Origin of the sequence: Arthrobacter sp. RCC_34 (assembly GCF_041360795.1) — a bacterium.
In the GTDB taxonomy this organism is placed as follows: Bacteria; Actinomycetota; Actinomycetes; order Actinomycetales; family Micrococcaceae; genus Arthrobacter_E.
Genome location: NZ_JBFUPW010000001.1, coordinates 1,210,496 through 1,237,013, shown reverse-complemented (window position 1 = coordinate 1,237,013; position 26,518 = coordinate 1,210,496). Strand labels below are relative to the sequence as shown.

The 26,518-nt window shown below is 68.3% G+C and carries 29 protein-coding genes; 13 read left to right on the top strand and 16 right to left on the bottom strand.

Going from position 1 to position 26,518, the window contains the following annotated elements:
- Positions 1–26: 26 nt before the first annotated feature.
- The 7 genes from AB6732_RS05840 to AB6732_RS05810 all read right to left on the bottom strand — a co-directional run bounded on the left by AB6732_RS05840 (position 27) and on the right by AB6732_RS05810 (position 5,127).
- Positions 27–731, bottom strand: a complete 705-nt coding sequence (locus AB6732_RS05840) for a Type 1 glutamine amidotransferase-like domain-containing protein (protein WP_370959083.1) — start codon at positions 729–731, stop codon at positions 27–29.
- Complete coding sequence (locus AB6732_RS05835) at positions 728–1,786, bottom strand: biotin/lipoate A/B protein ligase family protein (RefSeq protein ID WP_370959082.1); 1,059 nt, start codon at positions 1,784–1,786, stop codon at positions 728–730. Before AB6732_RS05835 ends, AB6732_RS05840 begins: the two co-directional genes overlap by 4 nt.
- 121 nt (positions 1,787–1,907) lie before the next feature.
- Positions 1,908–2,162: a type B 50S ribosomal protein L31 gene (locus tag AB6732_RS05830; protein ID WP_066213029.1), complete on the bottom strand. Its 255-nt coding sequence runs from the start codon at positions 2,160–2,162 to the stop codon at positions 1,908–1,910.
- A gap of 115 nt (positions 2,163–2,277) precedes the next feature.
- Positions 2,278–2,688 carry an NAD(+)--rifampin ADP-ribosyltransferase gene (gene arr, locus AB6732_RS05825; RefSeq protein WP_370959081.1) on the bottom strand — a complete coding sequence of 137 codons (411 nt, stop codon included), beginning with the start codon at positions 2,686–2,688 and terminating at the stop codon, positions 2,278–2,280.
- 41 nt (positions 2,689–2,729) lie between these two features.
- A complete protein-coding gene (locus AB6732_RS05820; protein ID WP_370959080.1) occupies positions 2,730–3,536 on the bottom strand; it encodes a TrmH family RNA methyltransferase in 807 nt (268 codons plus the stop codon).
- 7 nt (positions 3,537–3,543) lie between these two features.
- A complete protein-coding gene (locus AB6732_RS05815; RefSeq protein WP_307497064.1) occupies positions 3,544–4,329 on the bottom strand; it encodes a sulfite exporter TauE/SafE family protein in 786 nt (261 codons plus the stop codon).
- Between the two features lie 12 nt (positions 4,330–4,341).
- Complete coding sequence (locus AB6732_RS05810; RefSeq protein WP_370959079.1) at positions 4,342–5,127, bottom strand: ABC transporter ATP-binding protein; 786 nt, start codon at positions 5,125–5,127, stop codon at positions 4,342–4,344.
- Between the two features lie 64 nt (positions 5,128–5,191).
- Between AB6732_RS05810 and serB the strand changes: the two genes are divergently transcribed.
- Positions 5,192–6,112 (top strand): phosphoserine phosphatase SerB, encoded by a 921-nt coding sequence (gene serB, locus AB6732_RS05805; RefSeq protein ID WP_370959078.1) that lies wholly within the window; start codon positions 5,192–5,194, stop codon positions 6,110–6,112.
- Between the two features lie 78 nt (positions 6,113–6,190).
- Here serB and AB6732_RS05800 read toward each other — a convergent pair whose 3' ends face one another.
- On the bottom strand, positions 6,191–6,934 hold the full coding sequence (locus tag AB6732_RS05800) for an SDR family oxidoreductase (protein WP_370959077.1): 744 nt from the start codon (positions 6,932–6,934) through the stop codon (positions 6,191–6,193).
- A gap of 65 nt (positions 6,935–6,999) precedes the next feature.
- Positions 7,000–7,725: a beta-ketoacyl-ACP reductase gene (locus tag AB6732_RS05795; RefSeq protein WP_370959076.1), complete on the bottom strand. Its 726-nt coding sequence runs from the start codon at positions 7,723–7,725 to the stop codon at positions 7,000–7,002.
- Between the two features lie 149 nt (positions 7,726–7,874).
- On the opposite strand from AB6732_RS05795, the gene AB6732_RS05790 reads away from it, so the two are divergent.
- The 3 genes from AB6732_RS05790 to AB6732_RS05780 are packed head-to-tail and all read left to right on the top strand — an operon-like array spanning position 7,875 to position 9,640.
- On the top strand, positions 7,875–8,363 hold the full coding sequence (locus AB6732_RS05790; RefSeq protein WP_370959075.1) for a DUF3099 domain-containing protein: 489 nt from the start codon (positions 7,875–7,877) through the stop codon (positions 8,361–8,363).
- A complete protein-coding gene (locus AB6732_RS05785; protein ID WP_370959074.1) occupies positions 8,360–8,650 on the top strand; it encodes a hypothetical protein in 291 nt (96 codons plus the stop codon). Before AB6732_RS05790 ends, AB6732_RS05785 begins: the two co-directional genes overlap by 4 nt.
- Positions 8,651–9,640: an SURF1 family protein gene (locus AB6732_RS05780; RefSeq protein ID WP_370959073.1), complete on the top strand. Its 990-nt coding sequence runs from the start codon at positions 8,651–8,653 to the stop codon at positions 9,638–9,640.
- A 131-nt stretch (positions 9,641–9,771) separates the two neighbouring features.
- Here AB6732_RS05780 and AB6732_RS05775 read toward each other — a convergent pair whose 3' ends face one another.
- The gene (locus tag AB6732_RS05775; RefSeq protein ID WP_370959072.1) at positions 9,772–11,373 is read right to left on the bottom strand and encodes an ABC-F family ATP-binding cassette domain-containing protein; all 1,602 of its coding nucleotides are present in this window, start codon (positions 11,371–11,373) and stop codon (positions 9,772–9,774) included.
- Between the two features lie 233 nt (positions 11,374–11,606).
- On the opposite strand from AB6732_RS05775, the gene AB6732_RS05770 reads away from it, so the two are divergent.
- The 5 genes from AB6732_RS05770 (at position 11,607) to AB6732_RS05750 (ending at position 15,597) form a co-directional block, all read left to right on the top strand.
- Positions 11,607–12,284 (top strand): biotin transporter BioY, encoded by a 678-nt coding sequence (locus AB6732_RS05770; protein ID WP_370959071.1) that lies wholly within the window; start codon positions 11,607–11,609, stop codon positions 12,282–12,284.
- Positions 12,285–12,301: 17 nt separating this feature from the next.
- Positions 12,302–13,009, top strand: coding sequence for an energy-coupling factor ABC transporter ATP-binding protein (locus AB6732_RS05765; protein WP_370959070.1), 708 nt, complete (start codon positions 12,302–12,304; stop codon positions 13,007–13,009).
- Positions 13,006–13,647 carry an energy-coupling factor transporter transmembrane protein EcfT gene (locus AB6732_RS05760; protein WP_370959069.1) on the top strand — a complete coding sequence of 214 codons (642 nt, stop codon included), beginning with the start codon at positions 13,006–13,008 and terminating at the stop codon, positions 13,645–13,647. The genes AB6732_RS05765 and AB6732_RS05760 overlap by 4 nt, the downstream gene beginning before the upstream one ends.
- Positions 13,648–13,732: 85 nt before the next feature.
- Positions 13,733–14,200 (top strand): Lrp/AsnC family transcriptional regulator, encoded by a 468-nt coding sequence (locus tag AB6732_RS05755; RefSeq protein ID WP_370959068.1) that lies wholly within the window; start codon positions 13,733–13,735, stop codon positions 14,198–14,200.
- A complete protein-coding gene (locus tag AB6732_RS05750; RefSeq protein ID WP_370959067.1) occupies positions 14,197–15,597 on the top strand; it encodes an aspartate aminotransferase family protein in 1,401 nt (466 codons plus the stop codon). The genes AB6732_RS05755 and AB6732_RS05750 overlap by 4 nt, the downstream gene beginning before the upstream one ends.
- Positions 15,598–15,691: 94 nt before the next feature.
- Here AB6732_RS05750 and AB6732_RS05745 read toward each other — a convergent pair whose 3' ends face one another.
- The gene (locus AB6732_RS05745; protein WP_370959066.1) at positions 15,692–17,191 is read right to left on the bottom strand and encodes a class I adenylate-forming enzyme family protein; all 1,500 of its coding nucleotides are present in this window, start codon (positions 17,189–17,191) and stop codon (positions 15,692–15,694) included.
- A gap of 49 nt (positions 17,192–17,240) precedes the next feature.
- On the opposite strand from AB6732_RS05745, the gene AB6732_RS05740 reads away from it, so the two are divergent.
- Positions 17,241–18,137: a neutral zinc metallopeptidase gene (locus tag AB6732_RS05740; protein WP_370959065.1), complete on the top strand. Its 897-nt coding sequence runs from the start codon at positions 17,241–17,243 to the stop codon at positions 18,135–18,137.
- Between the two features lie 122 nt (positions 18,138–18,259).
- Positions 18,260–18,697 (top strand): hypothetical protein, encoded by a 438-nt coding sequence (locus tag AB6732_RS05735; RefSeq protein WP_370959064.1) that lies wholly within the window; start codon positions 18,260–18,262, stop codon positions 18,695–18,697.
- A 98-nt stretch (positions 18,698–18,795) separates the two neighbouring features.
- On the opposite strand, the gene polA is transcribed toward AB6732_RS05735, so the two are convergent.
- The 5 genes from polA to AB6732_RS05710 all read right to left on the bottom strand — a co-directional run bounded on the left by polA (position 18,796) and on the right by AB6732_RS05710 (position 24,542).
- Positions 18,796–21,450, bottom strand: a complete 2,655-nt coding sequence (polA, locus tag AB6732_RS05730; RefSeq protein ID WP_370959604.1) for a DNA polymerase I — start codon at positions 21,448–21,450, stop codon at positions 18,796–18,798.
- 172 nt (positions 21,451–21,622) lie between these two features.
- Positions 21,623–22,165, bottom strand: a complete 543-nt coding sequence (locus AB6732_RS05725) for a dihydrofolate reductase family protein (RefSeq protein ID WP_370959063.1) — start codon at positions 22,163–22,165, stop codon at positions 21,623–21,625.
- Between the two features lie 79 nt (positions 22,166–22,244).
- Positions 22,245–22,466 carry a hypothetical protein gene (locus tag AB6732_RS05720; RefSeq protein WP_370959062.1) on the bottom strand — a complete coding sequence of 74 codons (222 nt, stop codon included), beginning with the start codon at positions 22,464–22,466 and terminating at the stop codon, positions 22,245–22,247.
- Complete coding sequence (locus AB6732_RS05715; protein ID WP_370959061.1) at positions 22,463–23,674, bottom strand: anion permease; 1,212 nt, start codon at positions 23,672–23,674, stop codon at positions 22,463–22,465. The genes AB6732_RS05720 and AB6732_RS05715 overlap by 4 nt, the downstream gene beginning before the upstream one ends.
- Positions 23,675–23,783: 109 nt before the next feature.
- Complete coding sequence (locus tag AB6732_RS05710) at positions 23,784–24,542, bottom strand: hypothetical protein (protein WP_370959060.1); 759 nt, start codon at positions 24,540–24,542, stop codon at positions 23,784–23,786.
- Positions 24,543–24,579: 37 nt separating this feature from the next.
- On the opposite strand from AB6732_RS05710, the gene AB6732_RS05705 reads away from it, so the two are divergent.
- Positions 24,580–25,200 (top strand): L-threonylcarbamoyladenylate synthase, encoded by a 621-nt coding sequence (locus AB6732_RS05705; RefSeq protein ID WP_307497089.1) that lies wholly within the window; start codon positions 24,580–24,582, stop codon positions 25,198–25,200.
- A gap of 172 nt (positions 25,201–25,372) precedes the next feature.
- Positions 25,373–26,341, top strand: coding sequence for a helix-turn-helix domain-containing protein (locus AB6732_RS05700; RefSeq protein ID WP_066213016.1), 969 nt, complete (start codon positions 25,373–25,375; stop codon positions 26,339–26,341).
- Positions 26,342–26,518 lie beyond the last annotated feature (177 nt).

Sequence of the window (26,518 nt, the reverse complement as noted above, 5' to 3'; positions counted from 1 at the left end):
GGCCGTCGAGTCGGAATGGCCCTGGCTCAGCCGAGCAGCTGCAGCGGGATCTCGCGTTCGACGGCGGCCCCGCCGTCGAGCTCCACACGGAAGGCCTGGCTGCCCGGGCGCTCCGCGAAGCCACCCTCCAACTCACCGTCCCGGAAGAGCAGGGCGGCGTAGTCGTCGACCGTGTAGCCCGCCGGGAGGGCACCGTCGGCGACCCAGCCCAGGTACCGCTCGCGGCGTCCCGGCTCGCCGCGGTAGTGCGGGCAGGCGCTCCCCCGCAGCAGACCGAGCCCATCGTTCAGGGGAGCCAGGGCCCCGAAGGAGTCAGTCGAGGACGCCTCGTACCAGCAGTTCATCCCGGCACTGATACCGGCCAGCACGGTGCCCTGCGCCGCGGCCTGCTCGACCAGTTCCGCCACGCCGTGCCGTCTCCACAATTCCAGGAGGTTGACGGTGGAGCCGCCGCCCACATAGATCACGTCCTGGTCGAGGAGCATGGCCGGGTCGGTGTATCCCCACGGGTCCCGGCAGAAGAGCGAGAGCACCGACGTCGTCGCGCGCCCGCGGAAGGCGTCCTCGAAGCGCCGGATGTAGCCGCCGTCGTCGCCGCTCGCGGTCGGCACGAAGCAGACGTTCGGCCGGGACGAGCCGCTCAGGGCGAGGATCTGATCATCGATCAGGGAGGCGCCGTCCTCGGACATGGAGAACCCGCCACCGCCGAGCGCCAGGATGGTGCCCCTCATGGCACGCGGTGCAGCCACTCGGGCGTGGAGAACTTGCTCGCGGCGAGCTCGCGCGCAGCGGCCAGCTCGGCCTCGCTGAGTTCGGCGCGGATAGCGCCGTACCGTTCGGCGAAGACCTCCATCATCACGTCGATGATCGCCAGCCGGTCCAGGCCGGCCTGGCGCTTGAGCGGATCCACACGCTTCTTCGCGCTCCGCGTGCCCTTGTCCGAGAGCTTCTCCTGCCCGATCCGCAGGACCTCCACCATCTTGTCCGCGTCGATGTCGTAGCTCATGGTCACGTGGTGCAGCATGCCGCCGTTGGCGAGCCGCTTCTGGGCCGCGCCGCCGATCTTGCCCTGGTCCGTCGCGATGTCGTTGAGGGGGACGTAACGGGCCTTCACGCCCACCCGTTCGAGCGCCTCGATGACCCAGGCGTCCAGGAAGGCGTACGACGCTTCGAAGCTCTGCCCGTCCACGAGGCTCTGCGGCAGGTACAGCGAGTACGTGATGCAGTTGCCGCCCTCCATGAACATCGCCCCGCCGCCGCTGATGCGGCGCACCACGTTGACATGGTGGCGGGCGACGCCCTCGGGGTTCAGCTCATTGCGGTACGACTGGAAGCTGCCGATGACGACGGCGGTCTCCTCCCAGTCCCAGAAGCGCAGCGCGGGACGGCGCTCCCCCGCCCCGACGGCCCGGGTGAGCACCTCGTCGAGGGCGACGTTCACCTCGGTGGGCAGAACGCCGGGGCCGATCAGCTCCCACTCGTGATCCCGCCAGGTGCTGGCCAGGCCCAGGGCCCGCCGGACGGCCGTGGCGACGGATTCCGGGCTGAAACCGAAGAGCTGCGCGTTGACCGGCAGCGCATCCTTGATCCGGCTCGCCAGGACGCTGGAGGGAGAGTCCGCGGGCGAGCCTTCGATTGCGGCGTTGATGGCGTCCAGGGCCTCGTCCGGCTCCAGGAAGAAGTCCCCGCTGATGGAGACGTCCGCCAGTTTTCCGTCGCTCACCTCCAGGTCCGCGACGACCAGTTTTCCTCCGGGAACCTTGAACTCACCATGACACTTCGGCATGTTGTCCAGCCTATCGCCCTCGGCTTGAGGGTTGCCGCAGCCTGCCCGTCAGCGCCGCCTGCCCGTTAACGCCGAAAGGGGCCACAGCCGAGCTGTGACCCCTTCCGGGAAGGCAAGGAGATTACTTCTTGCCGAAGCCCTTGAAGCGAGCGTTGAAGCGCTCCACGCGGCCGGCGGAGTCCATGATGCGCTGCTTGCCCGTGTAGAACGGGTGCGACTCAGAGGAAACTTCCACGTCGATGACGGGGTAGGTGTTGCCGTCTTCCCACTCGATGGTCTTCGAGGAGGTCGCGGTGGAGCGGGTCAGGAACTTGACGCCGGAAGCCAGATCGTTGAAAACGATGGCCTGGTACTTCGGGTGGATATCAGACTTCATCTTGGGGCCTTTGTTCGCGCCACTGGATTTTGCCAGCAGCAGGGATGATTCGGTGGCCATGACGGCCAGCTATCAACTCTACAGCATCGGCCCCTGCCCGGGCCAACCGGAGAGGTCAGTTGATGATCTCTGCGCGCTCGTCCGCTCGGATCGCCGCAAGCCGGTCGCGCCAGCCCTGCAGCGCCTCCGGGGTCAGCTGCGTCCAGTCGTTCACTTCGCCGAGGATCCGCAGGGGTTCCGTACTGCGGTAGGAGCGAGTGGGGTTGCCGGGGAACTTCTTGTCCGTGACGTTCGGATCGTTCTCAAAGTCGCCGGTCGGCTCCACGAGATACACCCGCGGCTCGCCCTCCCCTGCGGCGAGTTCCGCGGCCAGCCCGGCCCCGTCCCGCAGGGCGGTGAAGTAGATGTGGTTCATCACGATCTCCGGCTTGTAATTGGACCGGAACCCCGCCGTGAGAAGATCTCCGGCCTTCAGATCGGCTTTGGTGCCGTGATAGAACGGTCCCTCATCCAGTGCTTCGCTCATGACTCCACGGTAGCAACGCGGACCGGGTGCCGCACCGGCTGTCAGCGCGCCCGCAGCTCCCAGAACGCGACAGCGGACGCCGCCGCCACATTGAGCGAGTCCACGCCGGGGCGCATGGGGATCTCCACCGCGACGTCGGCTGCCTCCAGCGCCTCGGGCGTGACGCCGGCGCCCTCGGTCCCGAGGATCAGGGCGAGCCGTTCCGGGCTGCGCGCCGCGAGGGCGTCGATGGTCAGGGACTCCGGCGTGAGTTCCATGGCGGCCACCGTGAAGCCCGCCGCCTGAAGCTCCCCGATCCCGTCGGGCCAGGAGTCCAGCCGGGCCCACGGCACCTGGAAGACCGTGCCCATGCTCACGCGGATCGACCGGCGGTACAGCGGGTCGGCGCATCGCGGCGTCACCAGCACCGCGTCGATGCCCAAGCCGGCGGCGCTGCGGAACATGGCCCCGAGGTTCGTGTGGTCCGTGATGTCCTCCAGCACGGCGACCCGCCGCGCGCCGTCGAGCACCTCCTGCAGCGCACGGGGTGCGGGCCGCTCCATCGCGGCCAGGGCGCCCCGGTGGAGGTGGAAGCCGGTGATCTCCTCCAGGACCGAGGACTCCCCCACGTACGCCGGGACGTCGGGGAACTGTTCGAGGATGTCGGCGAGGTCCTTGATCCACTTCTCCGTGAGGAAGAAGGAACGGGGCCGATGGCCGGCGGCGATGGCCCGCCGCACCACGCGGGACGACTCCGCGATGTAGAGGCCGCGCTCGGGTTCGGTCTTCAGGCGCAGCTGGACGTCGGTGAGGTTGCGGTAGTCGGCGATGCGGGGATCGGAGGCGTTCTCAAGGGCGATGAAGGGCACCCAAGGATTATGCCAGCAGCTTGCCCAGCATCACGGCCAGCGCCAGGAGGCCCAGCACCACGATCACGGTGCGGAGCACCACGGGCTTGAGCTTCTGCCCGATCTTCGCGCCCAGCAGGCCGCCGATCAGGGACGAGACCGCGATGAGGGCCACCACGGGCCAGCTGATCCGGTCGAAGGCGAACAGCAGATAGGACACCGCCGCGACGACGTTGACCGCGAGGACCAGGAAGTTCTTCATCGCGTTGGCCTGCTGCATGGTGCCGGCCATGAAGACCCCGAGGATGCCCACCAGCAGCACGCCCTGCGCGGCCACGAAGTAGCCTCCGTAGACGCCCGCCAGGAACACCAGGATCAGGAGCAGGACTCCGTGGTTCTTGTCCTTGAGGGCATTGCCCGGCACCTGCTCGCGGTTCCGGACCCAGCGCTGCAGCCGGGGCTGGAAGACCACCAGGAGGAGCGCGCACACGATCAGCACCGGGGCGACGTACTGGAACACCTCCTCCGGGAGGTGCAGCAGGAGGTAGGCGCCGGTGACCCCGCCGAGCAGCGAGGCCGGCATGAGGGTGGCCAGCGACCGCCAGCGGCCCTGCAACTGCTTCCGGTATCCGAGGGCGCCGGAGACGTTGCCGGCGATCAGGCCCATAGCGTTGCTGATGGATGCCGTCACGGGCGCCGTTCCCAGGGCGACCAGCACGGGGAAGGTCACGAGCGTGCCCGAGCCCACCACCGTGTTGATGGTCCCGGCCCAGATGCCCGCGAGGAAGATCAGCGCACCGTGCAGCCACTCCATGACGGGCGGCTCCTAGGCGCGGGCGCGGGCGGTGTACCGTCCGGCGTCGTGTGTGACGGTCAGCGGCAGGCCGAAGGTGGTGCTGAGGTGGTCCTCGGTCAGCACATCGGCGATCGGACCGGCGGTCACCACCTCGCCGTCACGCAGCAGCAGGGCATGCGTGAACGACGGTGGGACCTCCTCCAGGTGATGCGTCACCAGGATGGTCACCGGGGACATTGGATCGGCGGCGAGCTTGGACAGCTCGGCGACGAGCTCCTCGCGTCCGCCGAGATCCAGGCCGGCGCCGGGCTCGTCGAGGAGGAGCAGCTCGGGGTCGGTCATGAGGGCACGCGCGATCTGGGTGCGCTTGCGTTCGCCTTCGCTCAGCGTGGCGAACTGACGGTTGAGGAGAGGTCCCATGCCCCAGGCGTTCAGGAGGCGGAAGGCGCGGCGCTCGTCGGCGCGCTCATACCCCTCACGCCAGCGGCCCGTCACGCCGTAAGCGGCGGTGACCACCACGTTCAGAACGGTCTCGTCCTCCGGGATGTGGTTGGCGAGGGCGGCCGAGGAGAGCCCGATCCGGGGACGCAGTTCGAAGACGTCTACGCGGCCGAGGCGCTCGTCGAGGATGTCCACCGTGCCGTCGCTCGGGTGCATCCGCGCACCCGCCAGCTGGAGCAGCGTGGTCTTGCCCGCGCCGTTCGGACCGAGCACCACCCACCGCTCGCCGTCGTTGACCTGCCAGGAAACATCGTTCAGAAGTGTTTTCCGGCCCCGGCGCACCGAGACATGGCTCAACTGGAGGACTTCGCTCATGACATAAAACCCTAGGGTAAAAGTGGGTTCCATGGATAACCGCAACGCTGGCTACCATGGCTGAATGCAGTCACACTTCTCCGCCCTCGCCTATGCCCCGGAACTCTCCGCCACAGCCCTGCAGGAGGCGTCCGCCGTCCTCGCACGGCACGGAGCAGTGGAGGGCGAGTGGCGGCCCGTCAGCGCGGAGGGGTTTCAGGCGGCCGAGCTGACCGTGGTGGCCCCGGCCGATGCGGACGCCGCCTCGGTGGTGCCGGAGCAGTGGCTCGTCTCGGCCCGTGAAGCGCTGGCCGAGGCCGGTCTGAGCATCGACGTGGCCGTCGTGCCGTACGCGCTCCGCCAGGCCGAACGGAAATTCCTCATCATGGACGTCGACTCGACCCTCATCCAGCAGGAGGTCATCGAGCTGATCGCGGCCCACGCCGGCAAGGAGGCCGAAGTGGCCGCGGTGACCGAGGCCGCCATGCGGGGCGAGCTCGACTTCGCAGCGAGTCTCCATCAGCGCGTGGCCCAGCTGGCAGGCCTGCCCGAGACCGTCTTCGACGAGGTCCGTCAGGCCGTCCGGCTCAGCGTGGGGGCCCAGCGGCTCGTGGACGCCTTCCATGGCGCCGGTCACCGGGTGGCCGTGGTCTCGGGCGGCTTCAATCAGATCCTGGGGCCGCTGGCCGAAGAACTGGGTCTCGACTTCTGGCTGGCCAACGACCTGGAGGTCCAGGACGGCCTGCTGACCGGCCGTGTCGCCGGCGACGTGGTGGACCGTGCCACGAAGGCGAGCCGGCTCCGCGAATGGGCGCAGGCCTCCGGCGTGCCGCTCGAGGCCGCGATCGCGGTGGGCGACGGCGCGAACGACCTGGACATGCTCGCGACGGCGGGCCTCGGCGTCGCGTTCAACGCGAAGCCCGCCGTGCAGGCCGCCGCGGACGCCGCCATCAACGTGCCGAATCTGGATGCCGTGGCGGTCCTGGCAGGCGTTCCGCTGGCCTGACCCGGACTCCCGTCAGACGCACGACGGCGGCCGCTCCCCTGAGGGGTGCGGCCGCCGTCGTCGTGTCCGGGGCGGGTGCTACTTCTGGAAGTGCCCCGCGCCGCCGGCGTACTCGGTGTGGCCCGTGGGGACGTCGGCCGTCGCCATGCGGGCGACCTCGACGCCGAACTCCTCCACCGTGAACAGCTTGCCGGCCTCGGCACGGCGCTCGGCGATCGCACCGGGACGGGCGCGATCGAGCAGGGTGGCCGTGACGGTGCCCTCGATCATGTCACCCGAGATGACCACGAAGCTGATGCCCTTGGCCTCGAGCGCCGGGATGAACTCGCGCAGTGCGGTCTCGCCCGCACGCTTGCTGCGCGCGACCGGCTCGTACTCCGGCATGGTGGGCACAGTGTCGATGAAGTGGGCCTGGTGGCTCGTGACGAACACCACACGGGACCCGGCCGGCATGACGGCCGTGGCGGTCTCGAGCATCTTGACCTGAGCGTCGCGGTTCAGGCGCAGCGCGTAGTCCTCGCCGAGGCCCGTCTCCATGCCGCCGGAGGCGTTCAGGACGAGGATGTCCAGGCCGCCGAAGTTCTCCTGAGCGGCCGAGACGAGGGCCTGTGCGCCCTCCTCGGTGGTCAGATCGGCGGAGACGGCCACTGCGCGGCCACCGGCCTCGGTGATCTGCTGCACCACCTTGTTGGCGCGGGGCGCCTTCTGACGGTAATTGACGACGACGGCCGCGCCTTCACCGGCGAGGATCTTGGCGACCTCGGCCCCGATGCCGCGGGAAGAGCCCGTGACGATGGCGGTCTTGTTGTCCAGAGTTCCCATAAGTGCTCCTTGGAATCAGGGAAGAAAATTCAGGGGGAATCGCGTGAAGCGGAAGACGTGAGGGGTCAGTGACCCATGCCCAGGCCGCCGTCCACCGGGATCACGGCGCCGGAGATGTAGGCGGCTTCATCGCTGGAGATCCAGCGGACCACGCGTGCCACTTCCTCGGCCTCGGCGAAGCGGCCGGCCGGGATGGTGGAGAGGTAGTTTTTCTGGGTCTCCTCGGGGAGCTCGGCCGTCATGTCCGTGTTGATGAAGCCGGGGGCCACCACGTTCGCGGTGATGCCGCGCGAGCCGAGTTCACGGGTCAGCGAGCGGGCCATGCCGACCAGGCCGGACTTGGAGGCCGAGTAGTTGATCTGCCCGGGCGAGCCGTACAGGCCGACCACGGAGGAGATGAACACCACACGGCCCTTGCGCAGGCGGATCATGCCCTTGATGGCGCGCCTGAGCACGCGGAAGGAGCCGGTGAGGTTGGTGTCGAGCACGGAGGTGAAGTCGTCCTCGCTCATGCGGAGCAGCAGCGTGTCCTTGGTGATGCCTGCGTTGGCGACCAGGACCTCCACGGGACCGTGAGCCTCTTCCACCTGCTTGAACGCGGCATCGAGGGAGGCCTCGTCGGTGACGTCCGCCTGGACTCCGAGGATCCCCTCGGGCAGCTCCGTGGCGGTCCGGTACGTCACCGCGACCTTGTCACCATTGGCCAGGAACTCCTGGGCGATGGCCAGTCCGATGCCCCGGTTCCCGCCGGTGACCAGGACGCTGCGGCCCGTGGTGCTCTGCTCGCTCATGCACGCTCTCGCTTCCATACTCATCATTCGATGATTCGACACTCATCCATCGAAACGTCATTCGATACGGATTGCATCCTATCGGTCCGCTCGTTTTTGGGCTCATGGCACACGGTGCGAGAATGGATGTGAAGCATATTGGAGCGTGAGTGAGAACCGTGACGAACCAGCAAGGCGGAGGCCGGCACCCCAAGTCGGCCCAGAACGCCGAGGTCGTGAGCATCACCGACGCCGGTGCCGCGCATTCCGATGAGATCCGCTCCCGGATGATCAAGTACGCCGTCGCCATGGGCATCCGCATGGTCTGCCTCGGACTCTTGTTCGTGCTGGACGGCTGGTTCAAACTCATCGCCGTCGCCGGTGCGGTCTTCCTTCCGTGGTTCGCCGTGATCATCGCCAATGGCGGGGACAAGGCGGAAACCCCCAGCGACCACCTGCTCGGCATGCCGCTCCAGGCCGCCCTTCCGGCCGAAGCCACGGAACCGGGCGACGACATTTCGGAGGACACCGCCTCGTCCCCGGGCGAGGACGGGGATGCTGGAGTGATCATCCAGGGCGAGATCGTCGAGCAGTCTCCGTCGGCTGAACCGGCCGACCCTACCGAGCGCCCGACCCCGCGGCAGGGAGACGCCGCATGAGCTTCTTCGACGCCTTGAGCCAGGCCGGCACGGGCCGGAGCGCTCAAGCCGCCCCGGAGGCCATCTGCTCCCGCAAGGGCTGCCGCACTCCCGCCGCCTGGCAGGTGCTCTGGAACAATCCGAAGATCCACACGCGGGAACGCCGGAAGATCTGGCTCGCCTGCCCGGAGCACCGCGACTGGCTGGAGGACTACCTCCGCCAGCGGTCCTTCTGGAAGGAGACCGTGCCGTTCGATCCGACTCCCGAACCGACCACGGATCCCGACACGCCAGGAGCGCCGGCCTAGATGTACCGTTTCCTCTTCTCCCGCCGCTGGATGGGGTACTTCGTCCTGGCCATCGTCTTCGCGATCGCGTGCGTGCTCCTGGGCCGCTGGCAGATGGACCGCCGGGCCGAAACCCAGGCCAACATCAACCGGATCGTCACCAACTACAACTCCGCTCCGGTGGCGTTCGCCCAGGCGAAGCCGCTGTTCGAGCACATGGACACCGCCCGCGAGTGGTCGCAGGTGAAGCTCCATGGAACGTACCTGCCGCAGGACCAGCTGATCGTGCGGAACCGGACCCTCAACGGACAGCCCGGATATCAGGTGCTGGTGCCGTTCCGGGTCAATTCCGGCGACACCGTGATCGTGGACCGCGGCTTCCTCCCCATCGGCAACAAGGAGAACGGCCGGCCGGACTCGATCCCGGACGCGCCCCGCGGCGACGTGACCGTGGTGGTGCGGCTGCGGCCCTCTGAGCCGGCCCTGGACCGTGGGGCGCCGTCCGGGCAGATCGCCTCGATCGACCTGAACCAGTTCGCGAGCCAGGTGAAGTACCCGCTCCTCACGGGCGCCTACGGCCGCATGGCGTCCGAGTCCCCCGCACCCGCCGTGGCCCCGATGCAGCTGCCGATGCCGGACACGGATGAGGGCACGCACCTCTCGTACTCACTCCAGTGGTTCGCCTTCGGCGTGCTCATGATCCTCGGCTTCGGCTACGCCGCCCGTCAGCAGGCCAAGAACGACGCCCTGGATGCGGAGGACGCCGAGCTCGCGCGAGCCGCCGCAGCGGCCGGTGAGGCACCCGACGACGGCGGCCAGGACGGTGGCGAGCACGGTGCAGAGTCGGCGGCGGGCGCGGGCGCCGTGCCGCCGTCGTCGCACACCGCGGCGAAGTACTGGCGTCAGAACCGCAAGAACGCCGAGCGCAAGACCGCCGAACGGCGTGCCGCCGGACGCCGCAGCGCCGAGGACGAGGAAGACGCGATCCTCGACGCGCAGGGGTTCAAGTAGGCGACGACTCGGACGTCCGCGTCGCCTGACCCCCGGAACCGCAGAGGGCCCCACGGAGTCATCCGTGGGGCCCTCCGCTGTTCTGCTCGGCTCTGTTCGGTTCTGCTCGGCTCAGCTCAGCTCAGCTCAGCTCAGGCGAGCGTGATCAGGTCCAGGTAGTCGGCGTTCCAGAGGTCCTCGACACCGTCCGGGAGCAGCACGACGCGCTCCGGGTTGAGGGCCTCGACCGCACCCTCATCGTGGGAGACCAGCACGACGGCGCCCTGGTAGTTGGCGAGGGCGCCGAGGATCTCGGCGCGGCTGGCCGGGTCCAGGTTGTTGGTGGGCTCATCGAGGAGCAGCACATTGGCGCTGGACGCCACGATGGTCGCCAGGGCCAGACGCGTCTTCTCTCCACCGGAGAGCACACCGGCCGGCTTGTCGACGTCGTCGCCCACGAACAGGAACGAGCCGAGGATGCTGCGCACCTCGGTGTCGGTCATGTGCTGCGGCGCGGCGGACCGCATGTTCTCCAGGACCGTCCGGTCGTGGTCGAGCGTCTCGTGTTCCTGGGCGTAATAGCCGATCTTGAGCCCGTGGCCGGCGATGACCTCGCCCGTGTCCGGCGCGTCGACGCCGGCGAGCATGCGCAGGAGCGTCGTCTTGCCGGCGCCGTTCAGTCCGAGCACCACGACGCGGGAGCCGCGGTCGATGGCCAGGTCCACATCCGTGAAGATCTCCAGCGAGCCGTACGACTTGCTCAGGCCCTCCGCGGTCAACGGGGTCTTGCCACAGGGCGCGGGCTCGGGGAAGCGCAGCGCGGCCACGCGGTCCGCGGCGCGCACGTCCTCCAGGCCACCCAGCATCCGCTCGGCGCGCTTGATCATGTTCTGCGCGGCCGTGGCCTTGGAGGCCTTGGCGCGCATCTTGTTGGCCTGATCGAGCAGGACGGAGGCCTTCTTCTCGGCATTCGCACGCTCGCGACGGCGGGCGCGCTCGTCCGTCTCGCGCTGCTGGAGATAGCGCTTCCAGCCCATGTTGTAGTAGTCGATCGTCGAACGGTTCGCGTCGAGGTGGTAGACCTTGTTGACGGTCGCCTCGAGGAGCTCCACGTCGTGGCTGATCACGATCAGGCCGCCCTGATGGCTCTTGAGGAAGTCCCGCAGCCAGGCGATCGAGTCGGCGTCGAGGTGGTTGGTGGGCTCATCCAGCAGCATGGTGTCCGCACCGGAGAACAGGATGCGGGCCAGCTCGACGCGACGGCGCTGACCGCCGGAGAGCGTCTTGAGCGGCTGGTTGAGGATGCGCTCAGGCAGGGCCAGGTTCGCGGAGATCGTGGCGGCCTCGGACTCGGCGGCGTATCCGCCTCCGGCCAGGAACTCGGCTTCCAGACGGTCGTACCGGTTCATGGCCTTGCGGTGCACGGCCTCGTCCTCGCTGGCCATCTCCTCCTGCGCCTTCTTGAGCTTGCGCGTGATGACGTCGAGGCCGCGGGCCGAGAGGATCCGGTCCCGGGCGAGCTGCTCCATGTCCGGCGTGCGGGGGTCCTGCGGCAGGTAGCCGATCTCGCCGGCGCTCGTCACAGTGCCACCGGCCGGAACGCCCTCGCCTGCGAGGACGCGGGTCAGGGTGGTCTTGCCGGCGCCGTTGCGGCCGACCAGGCCGATCTTGTCACCCTTGTCGATGCGGAACGTCACCTGGTCCATGAGCAGGCGCGCGCCAGCGCGCAATTCGAGGTCTTGGACGCTGATCACGAGAGTGCCTTCCGAAGGGTGCGTGGGAGTGGCCGATTCGGTGTCCACGACGGACACGACACACCAGGAGTGCGGGAGGGGCCTCATCGATTCTACCGGCTCCTGTCTCACGCCCTTCACGCCGCTTCGTCCGGCCTCTCCCGCACGCACTGTGGAATCCAACGACCCGTTCCCGATTCCCTTAGAGGAAGCCCACAAAAATGGCCCGATTCCGCGGTTCTAAGGTGGAGCGCATGGCACAGCTGAAAGAGGAAACCGTGACCGAGCAGACGCCCCTCCCCGCAGGTGACACCCGTTCCGCCGAGCGCTGGGGAGCCCGCGACCTGGCACTCGTGGCCGTCTTCGCCGCCCTGGTCGCCGCGTCCGCACTCGTCCCCGGCATCAGCATCGGGGGCGTCGGCGTCCCGATCACCATCCAGACCCTGGCGGTGGTGCTCACGGGCCTGGTGCTCGGCGGTCCGCGGGCGATCGCCGCCGTGGGTCTCTACGTGGTGCTGGGCCTGGCAGGTCTGCCGATCTTCTCCCAGGGACGCGCGGGACTCGGCGTCCTCGCCGGCCCCTCGGCCGGTTACATCATCGCGTTCCCGCTCGTCGCGGGTCTGGTCGGCTTCCTGGCCACCCGCGTGCTGCGCAAGCGCCTCAAGCCCCGGACCCTGTGGTTCTTCCTGGCCGCGTTCGGGAGCAGCCTGCTCCTGACGCACACGCTCGGCCCTCTGGGCATCATGATCAACGGGCGCACGTCCCTGTCTGCCGCGTTCCTCGCGGATCTGGCCTTCTACCCGGGCGACATCCTGAAGAACCTGGTGGCAGCTCCCCTGGCCGTCGCCCTGCACCGGGCATTCCCCGACATCCTGCTGCGCCGCGCCGCCGCCCAGGGCGCCCCTGCCCCGGCGTCCGCCGAGCAGCGTTGAGCGGAGACGGCGGTTCCATGAGCGCCCTCGAACTGCGCGACGTCGTCGTCCGGATCGCAGCCGACGACGACCGCCCCGCCCGCACCATCCTGGACGTGCCACGCCTCGACCTCGCGGAGCGCCGCATCGGCGTACTGGGCGCCAACGGCTCGGGCAAGTCCACGCTGCTCCGCCTGCTGAACGGCCTGCAGGAGCCGAGTTCCGGGACGGTGACCGTTCACGGCAGGGACACCCGGCGGGAGGGTCGCGCGGTGCGCGCCGAGGTGGGCTTCGTGTTCACCGATCCCCTCAGCCAATTGGTGATGCCCACCGGCCGCGAAGATCTGGAGCTCTCCTTGCGCCGCACGGTGCCCCGCAAGGACCGCCGCGCGCGGGCCGAGGAGATCCTCAGCCGCTTCGGTCTGCTCCCTCTCGCGGATCAGAGCGTCTACGAACTCTCCGGCGGCGAACGTCAGCTCATGGCGCTGGCGAGCGTCCTGGCCGTGGAGCCCCGCGTCCTGGTCCTCGACGAGCCGTCCACTCTCCTGGACCTGCGGAACCGCGAACTCCTCCGCCGGACGCTGGCCGGCCTGCCCCAGCAGATCGTCCTGGCCACGCACGATCTGGAACTGGTCCTGGACATGGAACGGGTGCTGGTGGTCGAGAACGCACAGGTGGTGTTCGACGGCGGCGCCGCAGACGCCGTCGCGCACTACCGCCGCCTCTGCCTCGCCGAGCGCTCATGAGCACCGGGCGCTATCCCCTCGGCGATTACGTGCCCGGTGACTCGTGGCTGCACCGCTCACCCCTCGGACTGAAGTTCCTCGGTGTGGTGCTCCTGGGCCTGGGCACCTTCTGGCTCAAGTCCTGGATGGCGTCCCTTGCGGTCCTGGCGGTCATGATCCTGCTGTTCGCGTCGGCACGGCTCGGGGGCCGTCGGCTGGTCCGCCTGGTGGCCGGGCCGGCCCCGCTGCTGCTGGCCGTTCTGGCGTTCCAGTGGTGGCAGCTGGGGCCCGCCCAGGCCGTGAGCATCGTGGCGAACGTGTACGCCTGTATCGTGGCCGCCTCGCTCCTCACCCTGACCACCCCCGTTCCCGCGCTGCTGGACGGTGTGGTGTCCGCTGCCCGGCCCCTGAAGCGCTGGGGCGTGGATCCGGAACGGCTCGCGCTGGTCATCGCGATCACGCTGCGCAGCATCCCGTACCTCATCGGCACCTTCTCCACGGTGCGGGACGCGGCACGCGCCCGGGGTCTGGAACGGAATCCGCGGGCACGCGCGATGCCCGTGCTCATCGCCACCGTGGCGTACGCCCAGAGGACGGGCGACGCCCTCGCGGCCCGCGGACTGGCCGACGCCGAACCTTCGGACACACACCGTTCCTGACCGTAAGCCATGAATTCCATCGTCTGACGAACATTTTTCAACTGATTCCGTTGCTTAATCGGCAGATTTGCCACAGAATCGGACTATGAGCCGTGGAAAGAACGCCCTCCAGCTCGATGACACGTCGAAGCGACTGGTGGAACTCCTGCAGGAAGACGGACGCCGGTCCTATGCGGATCTCGGCAAGGCCGTCGGCCTGAGCGAGGCCGCCGCGCGGCAGCGGGTGCAGAAACTCATGGACGCCGGGGTCATGCAGATCGTGGCCGTCACGGACCCCATGAGTCTGGGATTCCACCGGGTGACCATGATCGGGGTGAAGACCACGGGCGACACCCGCCGCGTGGTCGACACCCTGGCTCAGCTCCCGGCGGTCTCCTATCTGGTGCTCAGCGCGGGGTCGTTCGACATCCTCGCCGAACTGGTGTGTGAGGACGACTCAGATCTGATCGACCTGCTCAACAGCCAGATCAGGACCATCGACGGCGTGGCATCCACGGAGACGTTCGTCTATCTCGAACTCCGGAAACAGAAATACGGTTGGGGAACACGATGAGAACACCTTTCAGCCCTGAGGGACCGCACGACACCGCAGCACTGCAGGAGAAGGCGGCCAAGCACCTCTGGCCCCACTTCACCTCCCGCAAGGTGCTCAACGACGGCATCCCGATCGTCACGCGCGGCGAAGGGCACCACATCTACGACGCCGACGGACGGAAGTACATCGACGGCCTCTCAGGCCTCTTCGTGGTCAACGCCGGTCACGGACGCCAGCGGATCGTCGACGCCGCCGCGCGGCAGATGATGCAGCTGGACTTCATGCCTCTCTGGTCCTATGGCCACCCGGCGGCCATCGAACTGTCCGAGCGGCTCGCCTCCTACGCACCCGGCGAGATGAACAAGGTCTTCTACACCACGGGTGGCGGCGAAGCCGTGGAGTCCGCCTTCAAGCTCGCCAAGCATTACTGGAAGCTGCGCGGCAAGCCGATGAAGCACAAGGTGATCTCCCGCGCGGTCGCCTACCACGGCACGCCCCAGGGCGCCCTCGCGATCACCGGCATCCCGGACATGAAGAAGTTCTACGAGCCGCTCACCCCCGGCGGGCACCGCGTGCCGAACACCAACTTCTACCGCGCCGGCGAGATGGGCGCCCCGAGCGACGACCTCGAAGCGTTCGGTCAGTGGGCCGCCAACCGTATCGAGGAGGCCATCGTCTTCGAGGGCCCGGACACCGTGGCCGCGGTCTTCCTGGAGCCTGTGCAGAATTCGGGCGGCTGCTTCCCGCCGCCGCCCGGCTACTTCCAGCGCGTCCGTGAGATCTGCGATCAGTACGACGTGCTCCTGGTCAGCGACGAGGTCATCTGCGCCTACGGCCGGGTGGGCGACTTCTTCGCCTCCAAGGCCCTCGGCTACGAGCCGGACATCATCACCTCGGCCAAGGGCATCACCTCTGGATACGTCCCCCTGGGCGCGATGATCGTGGCGGACAAGGTGTCCGAGCCGTTCAACTCCGTGGAGAACACCTTCTATCACGGCTTCACCTTCGCCGGTCACCCCGCTGCCGCGGCCGCCGCGCTGGAGAACCTCGACATCTTCGAGGAGGAGGACCTCAACGGCCGGGTCCGGGAGAACTCCCCGCTCTTCCGCGCGGAGCTTGAGAAGCTGCTGGACCTCGACATCGTGGGCGACGTTCGCGGTGAGGGTTACTTCTTCGGCATCGAACTGGTCAAGGACAAGGCCACCCGGGAGACGTTCAACGCGGAGGAGTCGGACCGGCTGCTGCGGGACTACCTCTCCCCCGCCCTCTGGGACGCCGGGCTGTACTGCCGCGCCGACGACCGCGGCGACCCCGTCATCCAGCTGGCGCCGCCGCTGACCATCGGACCGGCCGAGTTCCGTGAGATCGAAGGCATCCTGCGCTCCGTGCTCAAGGACGCGTCCGCCAAGATCTGACGCATCACGGGACCGATTCCGGGAACGTTATCGGGCCGTGGGCCCCGGCTGAAGAGTCGGCGCCCACGGCCCGTGGCGTACCGGAAACCGCGAATCAGACGGGAAGCCTCGGCACCCGGGGGTCGCCGTCGAGGATCCAGTCGCGCAGCAAGGCGCGACTGACCTTCCCGCGGGCGGTCAGCGGCACCTCCCGCAGTTCGTGAAACGCCTCGGGCAGCATCCGGGGATCCAGAAGGTCGGCCAGGCCCATCCGCAGCTGTCCCTCCCCGATTCCTCGGTGCTCCGTCCGCACGGCCGCCACCAGGCGCTCTCCACGGAGCGGATCGTCGACGCCCGCGACCAAGGCGAACTCGACGCCGGGCAGCGTGCTGAGCGCCCGCTCGATCTCCTGCGGGTGAAGCACGAGTCCGCCACTCTCGACCATGTCGGAGGCCCGGCCCAGGAAGTGCAGCTCCCCCTCGTGGAGGAACCCCTGATCGTGGACCGTCGCCCACTCGCCGAACCGCTCGAAATCCTTCGCCTCGCCCCAGAGGTAGCCTTCACCGACCATCGCGCTGCGCACGGCGATGGACCCGGTATGCCCATCGGGAAGCGGCACGCCTGACGGATCGAGGATCGCGAGCGACACACCCGGGAACGGGCGGCCCACACTCGTCGACGCCAGGAGACGATCCGTCAGAGGATCCTCGGGCGCCAAGCAGGAACCGCTCACGAAACTGAGTTCCTGCGCGCCGTAGTACTCGTGGATCCGAGCCGCCGGCGCCCAGCGCCGGGCCGCTTCGAGCGTCCGGGGATCCAGTTTGGCGCCGGCGACGACGATGCTGCGCAGCGAGGAGGCGTCGGAGCCCGCCAGGATGCCGCCCTCGGCCAGCACGCGCAGCATCGACGGAACGAGCACCAGGCGCGTCACGCCGTCGTGTTCCACGGCCTCATGCACCGCGTCCACGTCGAACGCTTCGAGCGTCCGGAACTCCGCGCCGGCGTGGAGGCACTCGGACAGCGCGTACAGCCCGAGTCCCGAGGACAGCGGCCCCGGGGCCAGCGTGACCTCGTCCCGGGTGAGCCCGAAGAACTCCGTGGACGAGACGAACGACGCCTGCCAGGAGGCCCGGGTCCGCACGATCGCCTTCGGCAGGCTCGCCGTGCCGGAGGTCAGAGCGAGCAGGAAGGGAGTGTCCGCCGGCCCATCCACGAGCTCACCTCCCCGCGCGGCTGCATGATGCACGACGACGGTCTCCCGGCTCGGTCCGCCCGGCACCGCTGCGAGGTGCCTGTCGGCGCGGGTGGCGAGGGCATCCGGCGCACCCCAGCGGGCGGCGACTTCGGTGCGGATCCGGGCCCTGAGATCGTCCGGGAGGCCTGCGTCGAGCACCACGCACCGTCGGGCGCCGCTCACTCCGGCGACCCAGCGGAGGATGAAATCGAGGGAGTTCGGCTCCTGGAGAAGGAAGTAACCGCCGTCGGGAACGTCGTCCAGCAAGACCGCCGCCCCCGCGCGCAATTCCTCCCAGCTCAGGGATTCACGGCCGACCCGCACGGCCCGCGCCTCCGGCGAGTCCTGTGCCCAGGAACGGAGGCTGGAGAGGAAGGGCACGCAAGGATTTTACCGGCCTGCGGCTCCGGCAGCACGCTACTCTGGGGGCATGAGTTTCAACGAAGGCAGTCAGCTGGATTCCTCGCAGGTGGAGGACCGGCGGGGTATGAGCACCGGCGTGAAGGTGGGCGGCGGCATCGGCGGCGGTCTGCTGATCCTGGTCCTGACGCTGCTGGGGGTCAATCCCTCGCTCCTCGGTGACCTCACCGGCACCGGTGAGCAGCCGCCCGCGCAGAGCCAGCAGTCCGGCCAGGGCAGCGCCGCCCAGTGCCGCACCGGCGCGCAGGCGAATCAGCAGCTCGATTGCCGGATCACCGGCACGGTGAACAGCCTGAACGCCTTCTGGCCTGATTATCTCCGGCAGTACGGCAAGCAGTACCCGCGCCCCAAGACGGTCCTGTTCACTCAGCGCACCCAGAGCGGCTGCGGTCCCGCGACCACCGAGGTGGGGCCCTTCTACTGCCCTGCCGACCGCACCGCGTACTTCGACCCCGGATTCTTCCAGGAGCTCGTGACCCAGTTCGGATCCTCTGGCGGGCCGCTCGCGCAAGAGTATGTGGTGGCCCACGAGTTCGGGCACCACGTCCAGAACATCCTCGGCACCATCGACTACGCCCAGCGCGATCCCCAGGGCCCGCAGTCCGGCGGTGTCCGGGTGGAGCTCCAGGCCGATTGCTTCGCGGGTATCTGGGCCCACTATGCCAGCACCCAGCCGGATAAGTCCGGCGGGCAGCCTTTCCTCAAGCCGCTGAGCCAGAGCGACATCCGCGATGCCCTGTCCGCCGCGTCCTCCGTGGGTGATGACCGGATCCAGAAAGCCGCCACGGGCCGGGTGAGCCCCGAATCCTGGACCCACGGTTCGAGCGCTCAGCGCCAGAAGTGGTTCCTCACGGGCTACCAGTCCGGCGATCTGAACAAGTGCGACACGTTCTCGGGCCGGGTCTGACCGGCATGAGACACGACGCCTGGCAGGTTCTCCGCAGGACGTCTCACCGTTCCCGGCGGCACACCCGATTCATCGTGCCGCTCACAGCGGTCGCGATCCTTCTGGGTGCCTGTGCACCAGCCGTGGGAACGCCCACCGAGACCTCCCGCGCGGACAAGCCGACCCTCGAAGAAGCCAAGAAGACCGTGCTCTCCCTCGAACGGACGGTCCTGGACTCCGTGCCCAGCAGTTCTCGGGGGACTCAGTTCCTCAACGAGAAGTCCAGCCTCATGGCGTGTCAGGGCGAGCAGAAACTCTGGTCCGGCGCGGGCGAGGTCACCTTGGTCGGCCAGCCCGACAAGGCGGCGATCCTGGCCACGGTGAAGACCGAATTCGGCGGCAAGGATGGCTGGACACTGACGGACAAGACCGATGACGACGGGCAGTCCGCCGTGGACCTGCTCCACCGCGACGGGACCCATCTGATCGTTGGCTTCTCCGCAAAACCCGACAGGCTGCGTGTCGACGCCTTCAGCACCTGCTTCGACTTCCCGGAGTACAAGTACGGCGAGGAGTACTGAGCACCGAGTCACCGCACAACGACGACGGCGGCCGTCCCGGATTCCTCCGGGACGGCCGCCGTCGCGCTGTGTCGGACGCCGGTGACTGTAGCGCTGTGTCAGTGTCCGGCGTCGTGCCAGCTGTGGCCCTCGCCCACCTGGACGTCGAGCGGCACGGTCAGTTCTGCCGCGTTGCCCATCTCCCGGATGACCAGCTTCTCAACCTGTTCACGCTCACCTTCGGCCACTTCCAGGACGAGTTCGTCATGGACCTGGAGCAGCAGGCGGGACTTGAGGCCTTCCTCCTGGAGCGCCCGGGCGACACCCAGCATGGCCCGCTTGATGATGTCCGCGGCGGAGCCCTGGATCGGCGAGTTGAGGGCCACGCGCTCCGCGATCTCCCGCAGGTGCCGGTCCGTGCTGGTCAGGTCCGGGAGGTACCGGCGACGGCCTTCGATGGTGGCCGTGTAGCCGTCCTGCCGGGCCTGCTCGACGACGCCGCGCAGGTAGTCACGCACGGCGCCGAAGCGGTCGAAGTAGTCCTTCATGAGGGTCCGCGCCTCGTCCACCGAGATCTCCAGCTGCTTGGAGAGCCCGAAGCTCGTGAGCCCGTACGCGAGGCCGTAGGACATGGCCTTCACCTTGGACCGCATGGCACTCGTGACGTCCTCCGGGGCCACCCCGAAGATGTGGGAGCCGACGTAGCGGTGCAGGTCCTCGCCGTCGCGGTACGCCTGGATGAGCCCGGCGTCCTCGGAGAGGTGCGCCATGATGCGCATCTCGATCTGCGAGTAGTCGGCGGCGAGAAGGCACTCGTAACCCTCGGAGACCTCGAAGAGATCGCGGACCCGCCGGCCTTCCTCGCTGCGGACCGGGATGTTCTGCAGATTCGGGTTGTTGCTGGAGATACGTCCCGTGGCCGCGACGTTCTGGGCGTAGGTGGTGTGGATCCGGCCGTCATCGGCGACGGACTTGTACAGGGTCTCCACCATCTGACGCAGCTTGGAGGCCTCGCGGTGGGCCATGAGCTGGACCAGGAACTCGTGTCCGGTCTTCTCCAGCAGGTTCTTCAGGCTCGCCGCGTCCGTGGTGTAGCCGGACTTGATCTTCTTGGTCTTCGGCAGGGCCAGCTCCTCGAAGAGCACCGTCTGGAGCTGCTTGGGCGAGCCGAGGTTGACCTCGTGGCCGATCGCGGCGTAGGCGCCCTGCTGGGCGATCTCCACCTGGCGGGCCAGATCGTCGAGCTGTTCCTGCATCTTCTCCCGGGAGACCGAGATGCCTGCAATCTCCATGTCGGCCAGGACGCGGGCCACGGGAAGCTCGAGCGTGAGGAGCAGCTGATCGGCCTGGCGCTCCACGAGCAGCGGGGCCAGGTGGTCGCTCAGCGCGCGCACGGCCGCCGCTTCCCGCACCAGCGCCTCGGCGCGGGCCTGCGCGGCGGTGCCGTCGACGTCGAGACCGAGATCGAGCTGCCCGGCGGGGACGGCAGGGGCCGACTCCAGGGTGATCTTAAGGTGGTGCTGCACCAGCTCGGCGAGCTCGTAGTTCCGGCGGTCGGGCTGGATCAGGTAGCCGGAGATCGAGGTGTCATCCACGACGCCCTCCAGCGTCAGACCACGGGCGTGCAGGGCCTTGAACGCTTCCTTGTACTCATGGATGGCCTTCTCCTGGCCGCTGTCCGCGAGCCAGGCGGCGAGCACACTCTCGGTGGCGGCGTCGAGCTCGGTCAAATCCAGGTACCGGGCGGATTCACCGCGCAGGATCGCGATGGCGCTGGCCTCCTGGCCGATCCCACCGCTCACCGAGGCGACGGCCAGGGCTGCCGGGATGCCGCCGCTGTCCCCTGCCAGGAAGGTGCCGAGCGACTCCGCGTCGGCCCCGATCTCGAAGGGCGGCAGCTCGACGCCTTCGTGCTGGACGCCGTCGGTGTCCTCGCCGTACAGCGCGAACAGGCGGGTGCGGAGCGTCCTGAACTCCAGCGCGTCGAAGAGTTCCTCCACGGCGTCCTGGTCCGGTCGCGGAGCGGCCAGTTCGTCCAGGCCGACGCCCAGGTCCAGATCCGTCAGGAGCCGGTTGAGCCGGCGGTTGCGCTTGACGTCCTCGATGTGGGCGCGGAGCGAATCGCCGACCTTGCCGCCGATGCTGTCGAGGTTCTCCAGGATCCCCGGGAGGCCGCCGTAGAGGTTGATCCACTTGGCGGCCGTCTTGGGACCCACGCCGGGCACGCCGGGGAGATTGTCCGCCGTCTCCCCCACGAGCGCCGCCAGATCCGAGTACTGCTCGGGACCCACGAAGTACTTCTCCCGGACAGCCTCCGCGTCCATGCGGGGGATGTCCGAGACGCCCTTCTTCGGGTACAGGACGAAGACGTTGTCCGTGATCAGCTGGAAGGCGTCACGGTCGCCCGAGACGAGGAGGACCTCCCAGCCCGCCTCCTCACCCTGCGCGGCAAGGGTGGCCAGGATGTCATCCGCCTCATAGCCGGGCATGCGCAGGGTCTTGATGCCCCAGGCGCCCATGACCTGGTCGATCAAATCGATCTGACCGCGGAACTCCTCAGGCGTGGCGTTGCGTCCGCCCTTGTACCCGTCGTATTCCTTCTTGCGGAAGGTGGTGTCATCCGAGACGTCGAACGCGACGGCCACGTGGGTGGGCTGCTGGTCCTTGATCAGGTTGATCAGCATCGAGGTGAAGCCGTGCACCGCATTGGTGTGCTGGCCGGTGGACGTGGCGAAGTTGTCCGCGGGAAGGGCGAAGAACGCCCGGAAGGCCATGGAATGCCCGTCCAGCACCAGGAGCCGCTTCCGGGTCTCCTGAGAGGCCTGGTCCGCCGGTGCCGGAGCAGTGGACTCGAGGGGCTCGGACGGACCGGTGGACGTGGTTGCAGCTACCGCGCTCTGGGATGTTTCACTCACCCTGCCAGCGTAGTGGCACGCCCGGACATTTTCACCCGGCGGGCTTGAGCGCGTACCGGAGTTCCAGGACGTTGCCCACGGCGGCGCTCTCCATCAGTTCGAGCTGACGTATCCCGCCGGTGAGTGGCAGGATGCGCTTCCCGGAGCCCAGGATGACCGGCATGACCGTGAGGATGAGTTCGTCGAGATGACCGGCCGCCGCGAACTGAGCGGCCAGCTCACCGCCGCCCATGACCCAGACGTCCTTGTCCCCGGCGTCGCGCAGGAAATCCGGGACGAACTCTTCGACGTCCCCGCGGATGAGCGTGACGTCGCCGCCCGGATACACCGGCATCTCGTGGTGGGTGAACACCCAGACCGGCGTGCCGCTGTACGGCCACTCGCCTTCGAAGTGGTCGAGGATCCACTGGTAGGTGGTCCCGCCCATGACCAGGCATCCGACGCCGGCGTAGAACTCCTCGATCCGGCCTTCAGTGCCGGTCTCCTCGGCGTTCAGAAGCCAGTCGAGAGAGTCGGATTCCGTGGCGATGAAGCCGTCGAGGGACACTGCGGTGAAGTACTGGAATTTCCCCATACCTCACCCTAGCCCGACGACGCCGGGCCGGTCGCCCTCGCAGGCGCCCGCCCGCTGAAGTGCCTACTTGCTCAAGTGCCTACTTGCTGAAGTACGGGACGATCAGGTAGATCCCGAACAGGACCGCGATCCCGCAGGCGCCGAAACACAGGTACGCGAGCGACCGCGCGAGGCGCGGGGACTTCTGCTCGGCGTCGGCCGCGATGGCGGTCAGGCGCACGCCCAGCGAGTACAGCACCACCAGGATGACGGCGGAGACGAGCGTGACGCCCGCGACCTGCAGCAGTTCCAACCACTTCATTCCTGGACCTCGTTGTTCGTCGCCTTGGGGGCCTTGGAGGCCTTCTTCTTCTTCTGGAAGCGGACGGCCGTGCCGGCCTCTTCAACCTCGACCGCATTCGCGTGGCTCACATGCGACTTGCGGGAGTAGACGAACATGGCGACGATCGTGCCGATGCCGACTGCGATCGCGATGGCCGTGCCGACCGGGCCGGTGCCCACCAGCAGCGCCGTGAGGGCGCCGACGACGGCCGCCGCCGGAAGCGTGAAGAGCCAGCCGGTGGCGATCTTGCCCACCATGCCCCAGCGCACCGTGGTGCCCTTACGGCCCAGGCCGGAGCCGATCACCGAACCGGACGCCACCTGCGTGGTGGACAGCGCGAAGCCGAGGTGCGACGACGCCAGGATGGCGGCGGCCGTGCTGGTCTCCGCCGAGAAGCCCTGGGCGGGCTTCACCTCGGTCAGACCGGAGCCCATGGTCCGGATGATGCGCCAGCCGCCGGAGTACGTGCCGATGGCGATGGCGAGAGCACAGGCCGCGATGACCCAGAACTCCGGGCCGGAACCGGCCGGCTGCGTGCCGCTGGCGATCAGGACGAGGGTGATGATGCCCATAGTCTTCTGCGCGTCGTTGGTGCCGTGCGCCAGAGCGACCAGGCTGGACGTGAAGATCTGGCCGGTGCGGAACCCACCGCGCTTCTGGGTGAGCTTGTCACCGGTCTCCGGATCATGCCGCGAGGTCAGCGCATAGGCCAGACGGGTGCAGATGTACGCGACGCCGCCCGCGATGACCGGCGCGAAGACCGCCGGGAGGATGACCTTCAGCATCACCGTGTCGAAATTGACCGAGTACACGCCGATGCCGACCACGGCCGCGCCGATGAGGCCGCCGAACAGGGCGTGTGACGAACTGGACGGCAGGCCCTTGAGCCAGGTGAACATGTTCCAGAGGATCGCGCCCATCAGACCGGCGAAGATGATCTCCGGAGTGATGTGCACACCGTCCGAGCCTTCCCGGATGATCCCGCCCGAGACGGTCTTGGCGACCTCGGTGGAGAGGAAGGCTCCCACCAGGTTCAGCGCCGCGGCGAGAGCGACGGCCGTCTTGGGTTTGATGGCGCCGGTGGCGATGGGTGTCGCCATGGCGTTCGCGGTGTCGTGGAAACCATTTGTGAAATCGAAGAACAGAGCCAGCACAATAACCAGCGCTGCCATGAAGGTGACGTCCACCCGGGCCCAATCTGTATGTCGTGAGTCAGCCGCAGCGCGCAGGGACGCCACATCGCTATGTTAAGGGCAGTTGACGAAAGCATGAAAATCCGGTGAACCACCGGCGCGCTCAGCCCTGGTGTTCCTCCGAAGCCGGGCGGTGGGACGGATCCAGCGCTGCCGCGATCTGGCGCTCCAGCGCCGAGAATGCGGTCTGCGGGACGGCGAGAAGACCGTCGAGCTCCTTGCGGACCCGGCGGTAGGCGGCCTGGCGCTCCGGCGCGGTCGACCCGGGGTCGACGGCGATGTTGAGCAGCTGCCGCGCGCGGGACAGGCGTTCACGCTCCTCCGGCGAGAACGCCGCGTCCTTCATCCTGTGCGCGTTGCGCTCCGCGACGTCGAACGCATGACCGTAGGCGAGCACAGCCTCGCGGTACGCCTCGAGATCCTCGCGGCTCAGTTCCTCCTGACCCACCGGCCGCAGGGAGTCCGCACGGCGCTTGGCCTTGAGGTACTCCACGGTCAGCGGCTCCCCGACGTCGCTCATGCCGGGGAAGTCGATCATCTTGGCCACGTCCAGCTCGTATTCTAGCCAGCGGGCATTGATGGCGTCGTGATCGGCCAGGAGGCGCGAGGCGTCCTGGACCGGCGACGGCGCGGCCTTCCCGTCCTCGGTCCCGGGCTCGGGCGCGCCGGACTCCGCCGGCTGCGGTTCGCCGCCTCCGCTCGGCTCCGGAGGGAGGCCGGCCCTGAGCCGCTCCAGTTCCAGGCGGCGCCGGTGACGGATTTCGCCCTCCTTGGAGAAACGGTGCCACCATCCGCCGGCGACTGCGCTGAGCGGGAAGATCAGCCACCAGAACGCGACGAGGTGTCCCCAGAACGAATCCATCCTCACACGCTACCGGAGCCGACGTATGCTCAGAAGCATGGCCCGCTATTTCGACATTCACCCCCTGGACCCTCAGCCACGCCTCGTGCAGCAGGTGGTGCAGATCATCCGCGACGGCGGCCTGGTGGCCTACCCGACCGACTCCTGTTACGCACTCGGCGCCGCGCTGGGCAATCAGGAGGCGCTCAACCGCATCCGCCAGATCCGGCACCTGGATGACAAGCACCATTTCACCCTGGTCTGCAGTAGCTTCGCCCAGATGGGCCAGCTCGTGAACATCGGCAACGACGCCTTCCGCGACATCAAGGCCGTGACCCCGGGCAGCTACACGTTCATCCTCCCGGCCACCAAGGAGGTGCCGCGCCGCCTCCTGCAGCCCAAGAAGAAGACCGTGGGCGTGCGCATCCCGGACCATCGCGTGACGCAGGCGATCCTGGACGAGCTCGGCGAACCACTCCTGTCCTCCACCCTGCTGCTGCCCGGTCAGGAGACCCCCATGGTCGAGGGCTGGGAGATCAAGGAGGAGCTGGACCACCAGGTGGACGCCGTGATCGACGCCGGCGAATGCGGCGCGGAGCCCACCACGGTGATCGACTACTCGAGCGGCTACCCGGAGATCGCCCGCTACGGCATGGGCGATCCGTCCCGCTTCGAATAACCGGCCCGCGCCGGACAGGACGGCGCCGCATCCACCCGCCCACGCGGGCTTCATATACCCCGTCGCAGGGCCGCAGGGCTTCTCATCCCCGTCCTGGATCATATACAATCCTGGGCAACCGAACTGAGATCTCCATCACACGATGGACGTCTCTGATCAACGGATGGGAATCATGATGCACGCTCCCGTACACGGCGCCGCCGGACAGCCCGTCAGCTTCCAGCGCAGCCACGACTTCGAAGCCTTCCGGGAGAGTGTCTCCTCTTCCTTCGTCCCGTTGAAGGTGTCCGGCCCGGAGCACGGGGTGTTCTTCAGCAGCATCCGCTCCGCCTCGGCCCTGGACTTCCACCTGACCGAGCTCACGGCGGGCGGGCATCAGGTGGAGCGGACGCCCGAACTGATCCGGCAGGGCGGCGAGGACTACTACAAGGTCAGCCTCGTGCTGGCGGGGTCGAGCCTCCTGATCCAGGACTCCCGCGAGGTGTTCCTCCAGCCCGGCGATCTGGCGGTCTACGACACCTCCCGGCCGTACTCCGTGATCTCCGAGGAACAGACCCGCGTGCTCGTGGCCATGTTCCCGAAGTCCACCTTCGAGCTGCCCGAGTCCCAGATCCACCAGATCTCCGCTGTCAACCTCGCCGCTCCGGGGCAGCTCGGCAGCCTCGCCGCCGCGCTGCTCGCCAAGGTGTCCACGAGTCTCGACCAGCTCTCGGGCCCCTTCGGCGTGCGGATCGCCAACTCCTGTCTGGACGTCCTGGCCACCGCGTTCGCCGGGTCGCTGGGCGCCCAGCGTCCCGTCGTCGACCCGCGGGAGAAGCTCCTGGCCGACATCCACGCCTACATCGAGCGCAACCTCGCCTCGCCGGACCTGACCCCGGGCTCCATCGCGGCGGCCCACTACATCTCCACCCGGCATCTGCACGGCCTGTTCCACTCGCAGGGCGTGACGGTGTCCGCCTGGATCCGCCAGCAACGCCTCGCCCGCTGCCAGCGCGAGCTCTCCGATCCGTTCCTCGTGAACCGCTCGGTCGCCTCGATCGCGGCGTCGTGGGGCTTCCCGGATCCGGCCCACTTCAGCCGCACCTTCAAGTCGACGTTCGGCGAGAGCCCCCGCGACTTCCGGATGCGCTTCGCCGCCTGACGTCCGGACGACGGCGGGTGCGCCGCCGTCGTCGCGCATCGCGGCCTTGTCCGGGAGGGCGCGGGTTGGCCGGGAGAGCACAGGCCTTGACCATGCCTGAAGCCTTCCCTCCCCCGTCGGCCCGGAACGCCTAGCGTGGGAGGGACAGTGGGCGTCGGCCGGACCGGCGCCCGGCAT

Coding starts and splice junctions, on each gene's coding strand:
- AB6732_RS05760 (WP_370959069.1), top strand. CDS start 13,006: ATGAGCACCGGGCGCTATCCCCTCGGCGATTACGTGCCCGGTGACTCG.
- AB6732_RS05750 (WP_370959067.1), top strand. CDS start 14,197: ATGAGAACACCTTTCAGCCCTGAGGGACCGCACGACACCGCAGCACTG.
- AB6732_RS05770 (WP_370959071.1), top strand. CDS start 11,607: ATGGCACAGCTGAAAGAGGAAACCGTGACCGAGCAGACGCCCCTCCCC.
- AB6732_RS05705 (WP_307497089.1), top strand. CDS start 24,580: ATGGCCCGCTATTTCGACATTCACCCCCTGGACCCTCAGCCACGCCTC.
- AB6732_RS05830 (WP_066213029.1), bottom strand. CDS start 2,162: ATGAAGTCTGATATCCACCCGAAGTACCAGGCCATCGTTTTCAACGAT.
- serB (WP_370959078.1), top strand. CDS start 5,192: ATGCAGTCACACTTCTCCGCCCTCGCCTATGCCCCGGAACTCTCCGCC.
- AB6732_RS05785 (WP_370959074.1), top strand. CDS start 8,360: ATGAGCTTCTTCGACGCCTTGAGCCAGGCCGGCACGGGCCGGAGCGCT.
- AB6732_RS05725 (WP_370959063.1), bottom strand. CDS start 22,165: ATGGGGAAATTCCAGTACTTCACCGCAGTGTCCCTCGACGGCTTCATC.
- AB6732_RS05700 (WP_066213016.1), top strand. CDS start 25,373: ATGATGCACGCTCCCGTACACGGCGCCGCCGGACAGCCCGTCAGCTTC.
- AB6732_RS05755 (WP_370959068.1), top strand. CDS start 13,733: ATGAGCCGTGGAAAGAACGCCCTCCAGCTCGATGACACGTCGAAGCGA.
- AB6732_RS05835 (WP_370959082.1), bottom strand. CDS start 1,786: ATGCCGAAGTGTCATGGTGAGTTCAAGGTTCCCGGAGGAAAACTGGTC.
- AB6732_RS05800 (WP_370959077.1), bottom strand. CDS start 6,934: ATGGGAACTCTGGACAACAAGACCGCCATCGTCACGGGCTCTTCCCGC.
- AB6732_RS05765 (WP_370959070.1), top strand. CDS start 12,302: ATGAGCGCCCTCGAACTGCGCGACGTCGTCGTCCGGATCGCAGCCGAC.
- AB6732_RS05815 (WP_307497064.1), bottom strand. CDS start 4,329: ATGGAGTGGCTGCACGGTGCGCTGATCTTCCTCGCGGGCATCTGGGCC.
- AB6732_RS05840 (WP_370959083.1), bottom strand. CDS start 731: ATGAGGGGCACCATCCTGGCGCTCGGCGGTGGCGGGTTCTCCATGTCC.
- arr (WP_370959081.1), bottom strand. CDS start 2,688: ATGAGCGAAGCACTGGATGAGGGACCGTTCTATCACGGCACCAAAGCC.
- AB6732_RS05710 (WP_370959060.1), bottom strand. CDS start 24,542: ATGGATTCGTTCTGGGGACACCTCGTCGCGTTCTGGTGGCTGATCTTC.
- AB6732_RS05740 (WP_370959065.1), top strand. CDS start 17,241: ATGAGTTTCAACGAAGGCAGTCAGCTGGATTCCTCGCAGGTGGAGGAC.
- AB6732_RS05795 (WP_370959076.1), bottom strand. CDS start 7,725: ATGAGCGAGCAGAGCACCACGGGCCGCAGCGTCCTGGTCACCGGCGGG.
- AB6732_RS05720 (WP_370959062.1), bottom strand. CDS start 22,466: ATGAAGTGGTTGGAACTGCTGCAGGTCGCGGGCGTCACGCTCGTCTCC.
- AB6732_RS05810 (WP_370959079.1), bottom strand. CDS start 5,127: ATGAGCGAAGTCCTCCAGTTGAGCCATGTCTCGGTGCGCCGGGGCCGG.
- polA (WP_370959604.1), bottom strand. CDS start 21,450: ATGGCCTTCCGGGCGTTCTTCGCCCTTCCCGCGGACAACTTCGCCACG.
- AB6732_RS05780 (WP_370959073.1), top strand. CDS start 8,651: ATGTACCGTTTCCTCTTCTCCCGCCGCTGGATGGGGTACTTCGTCCTG.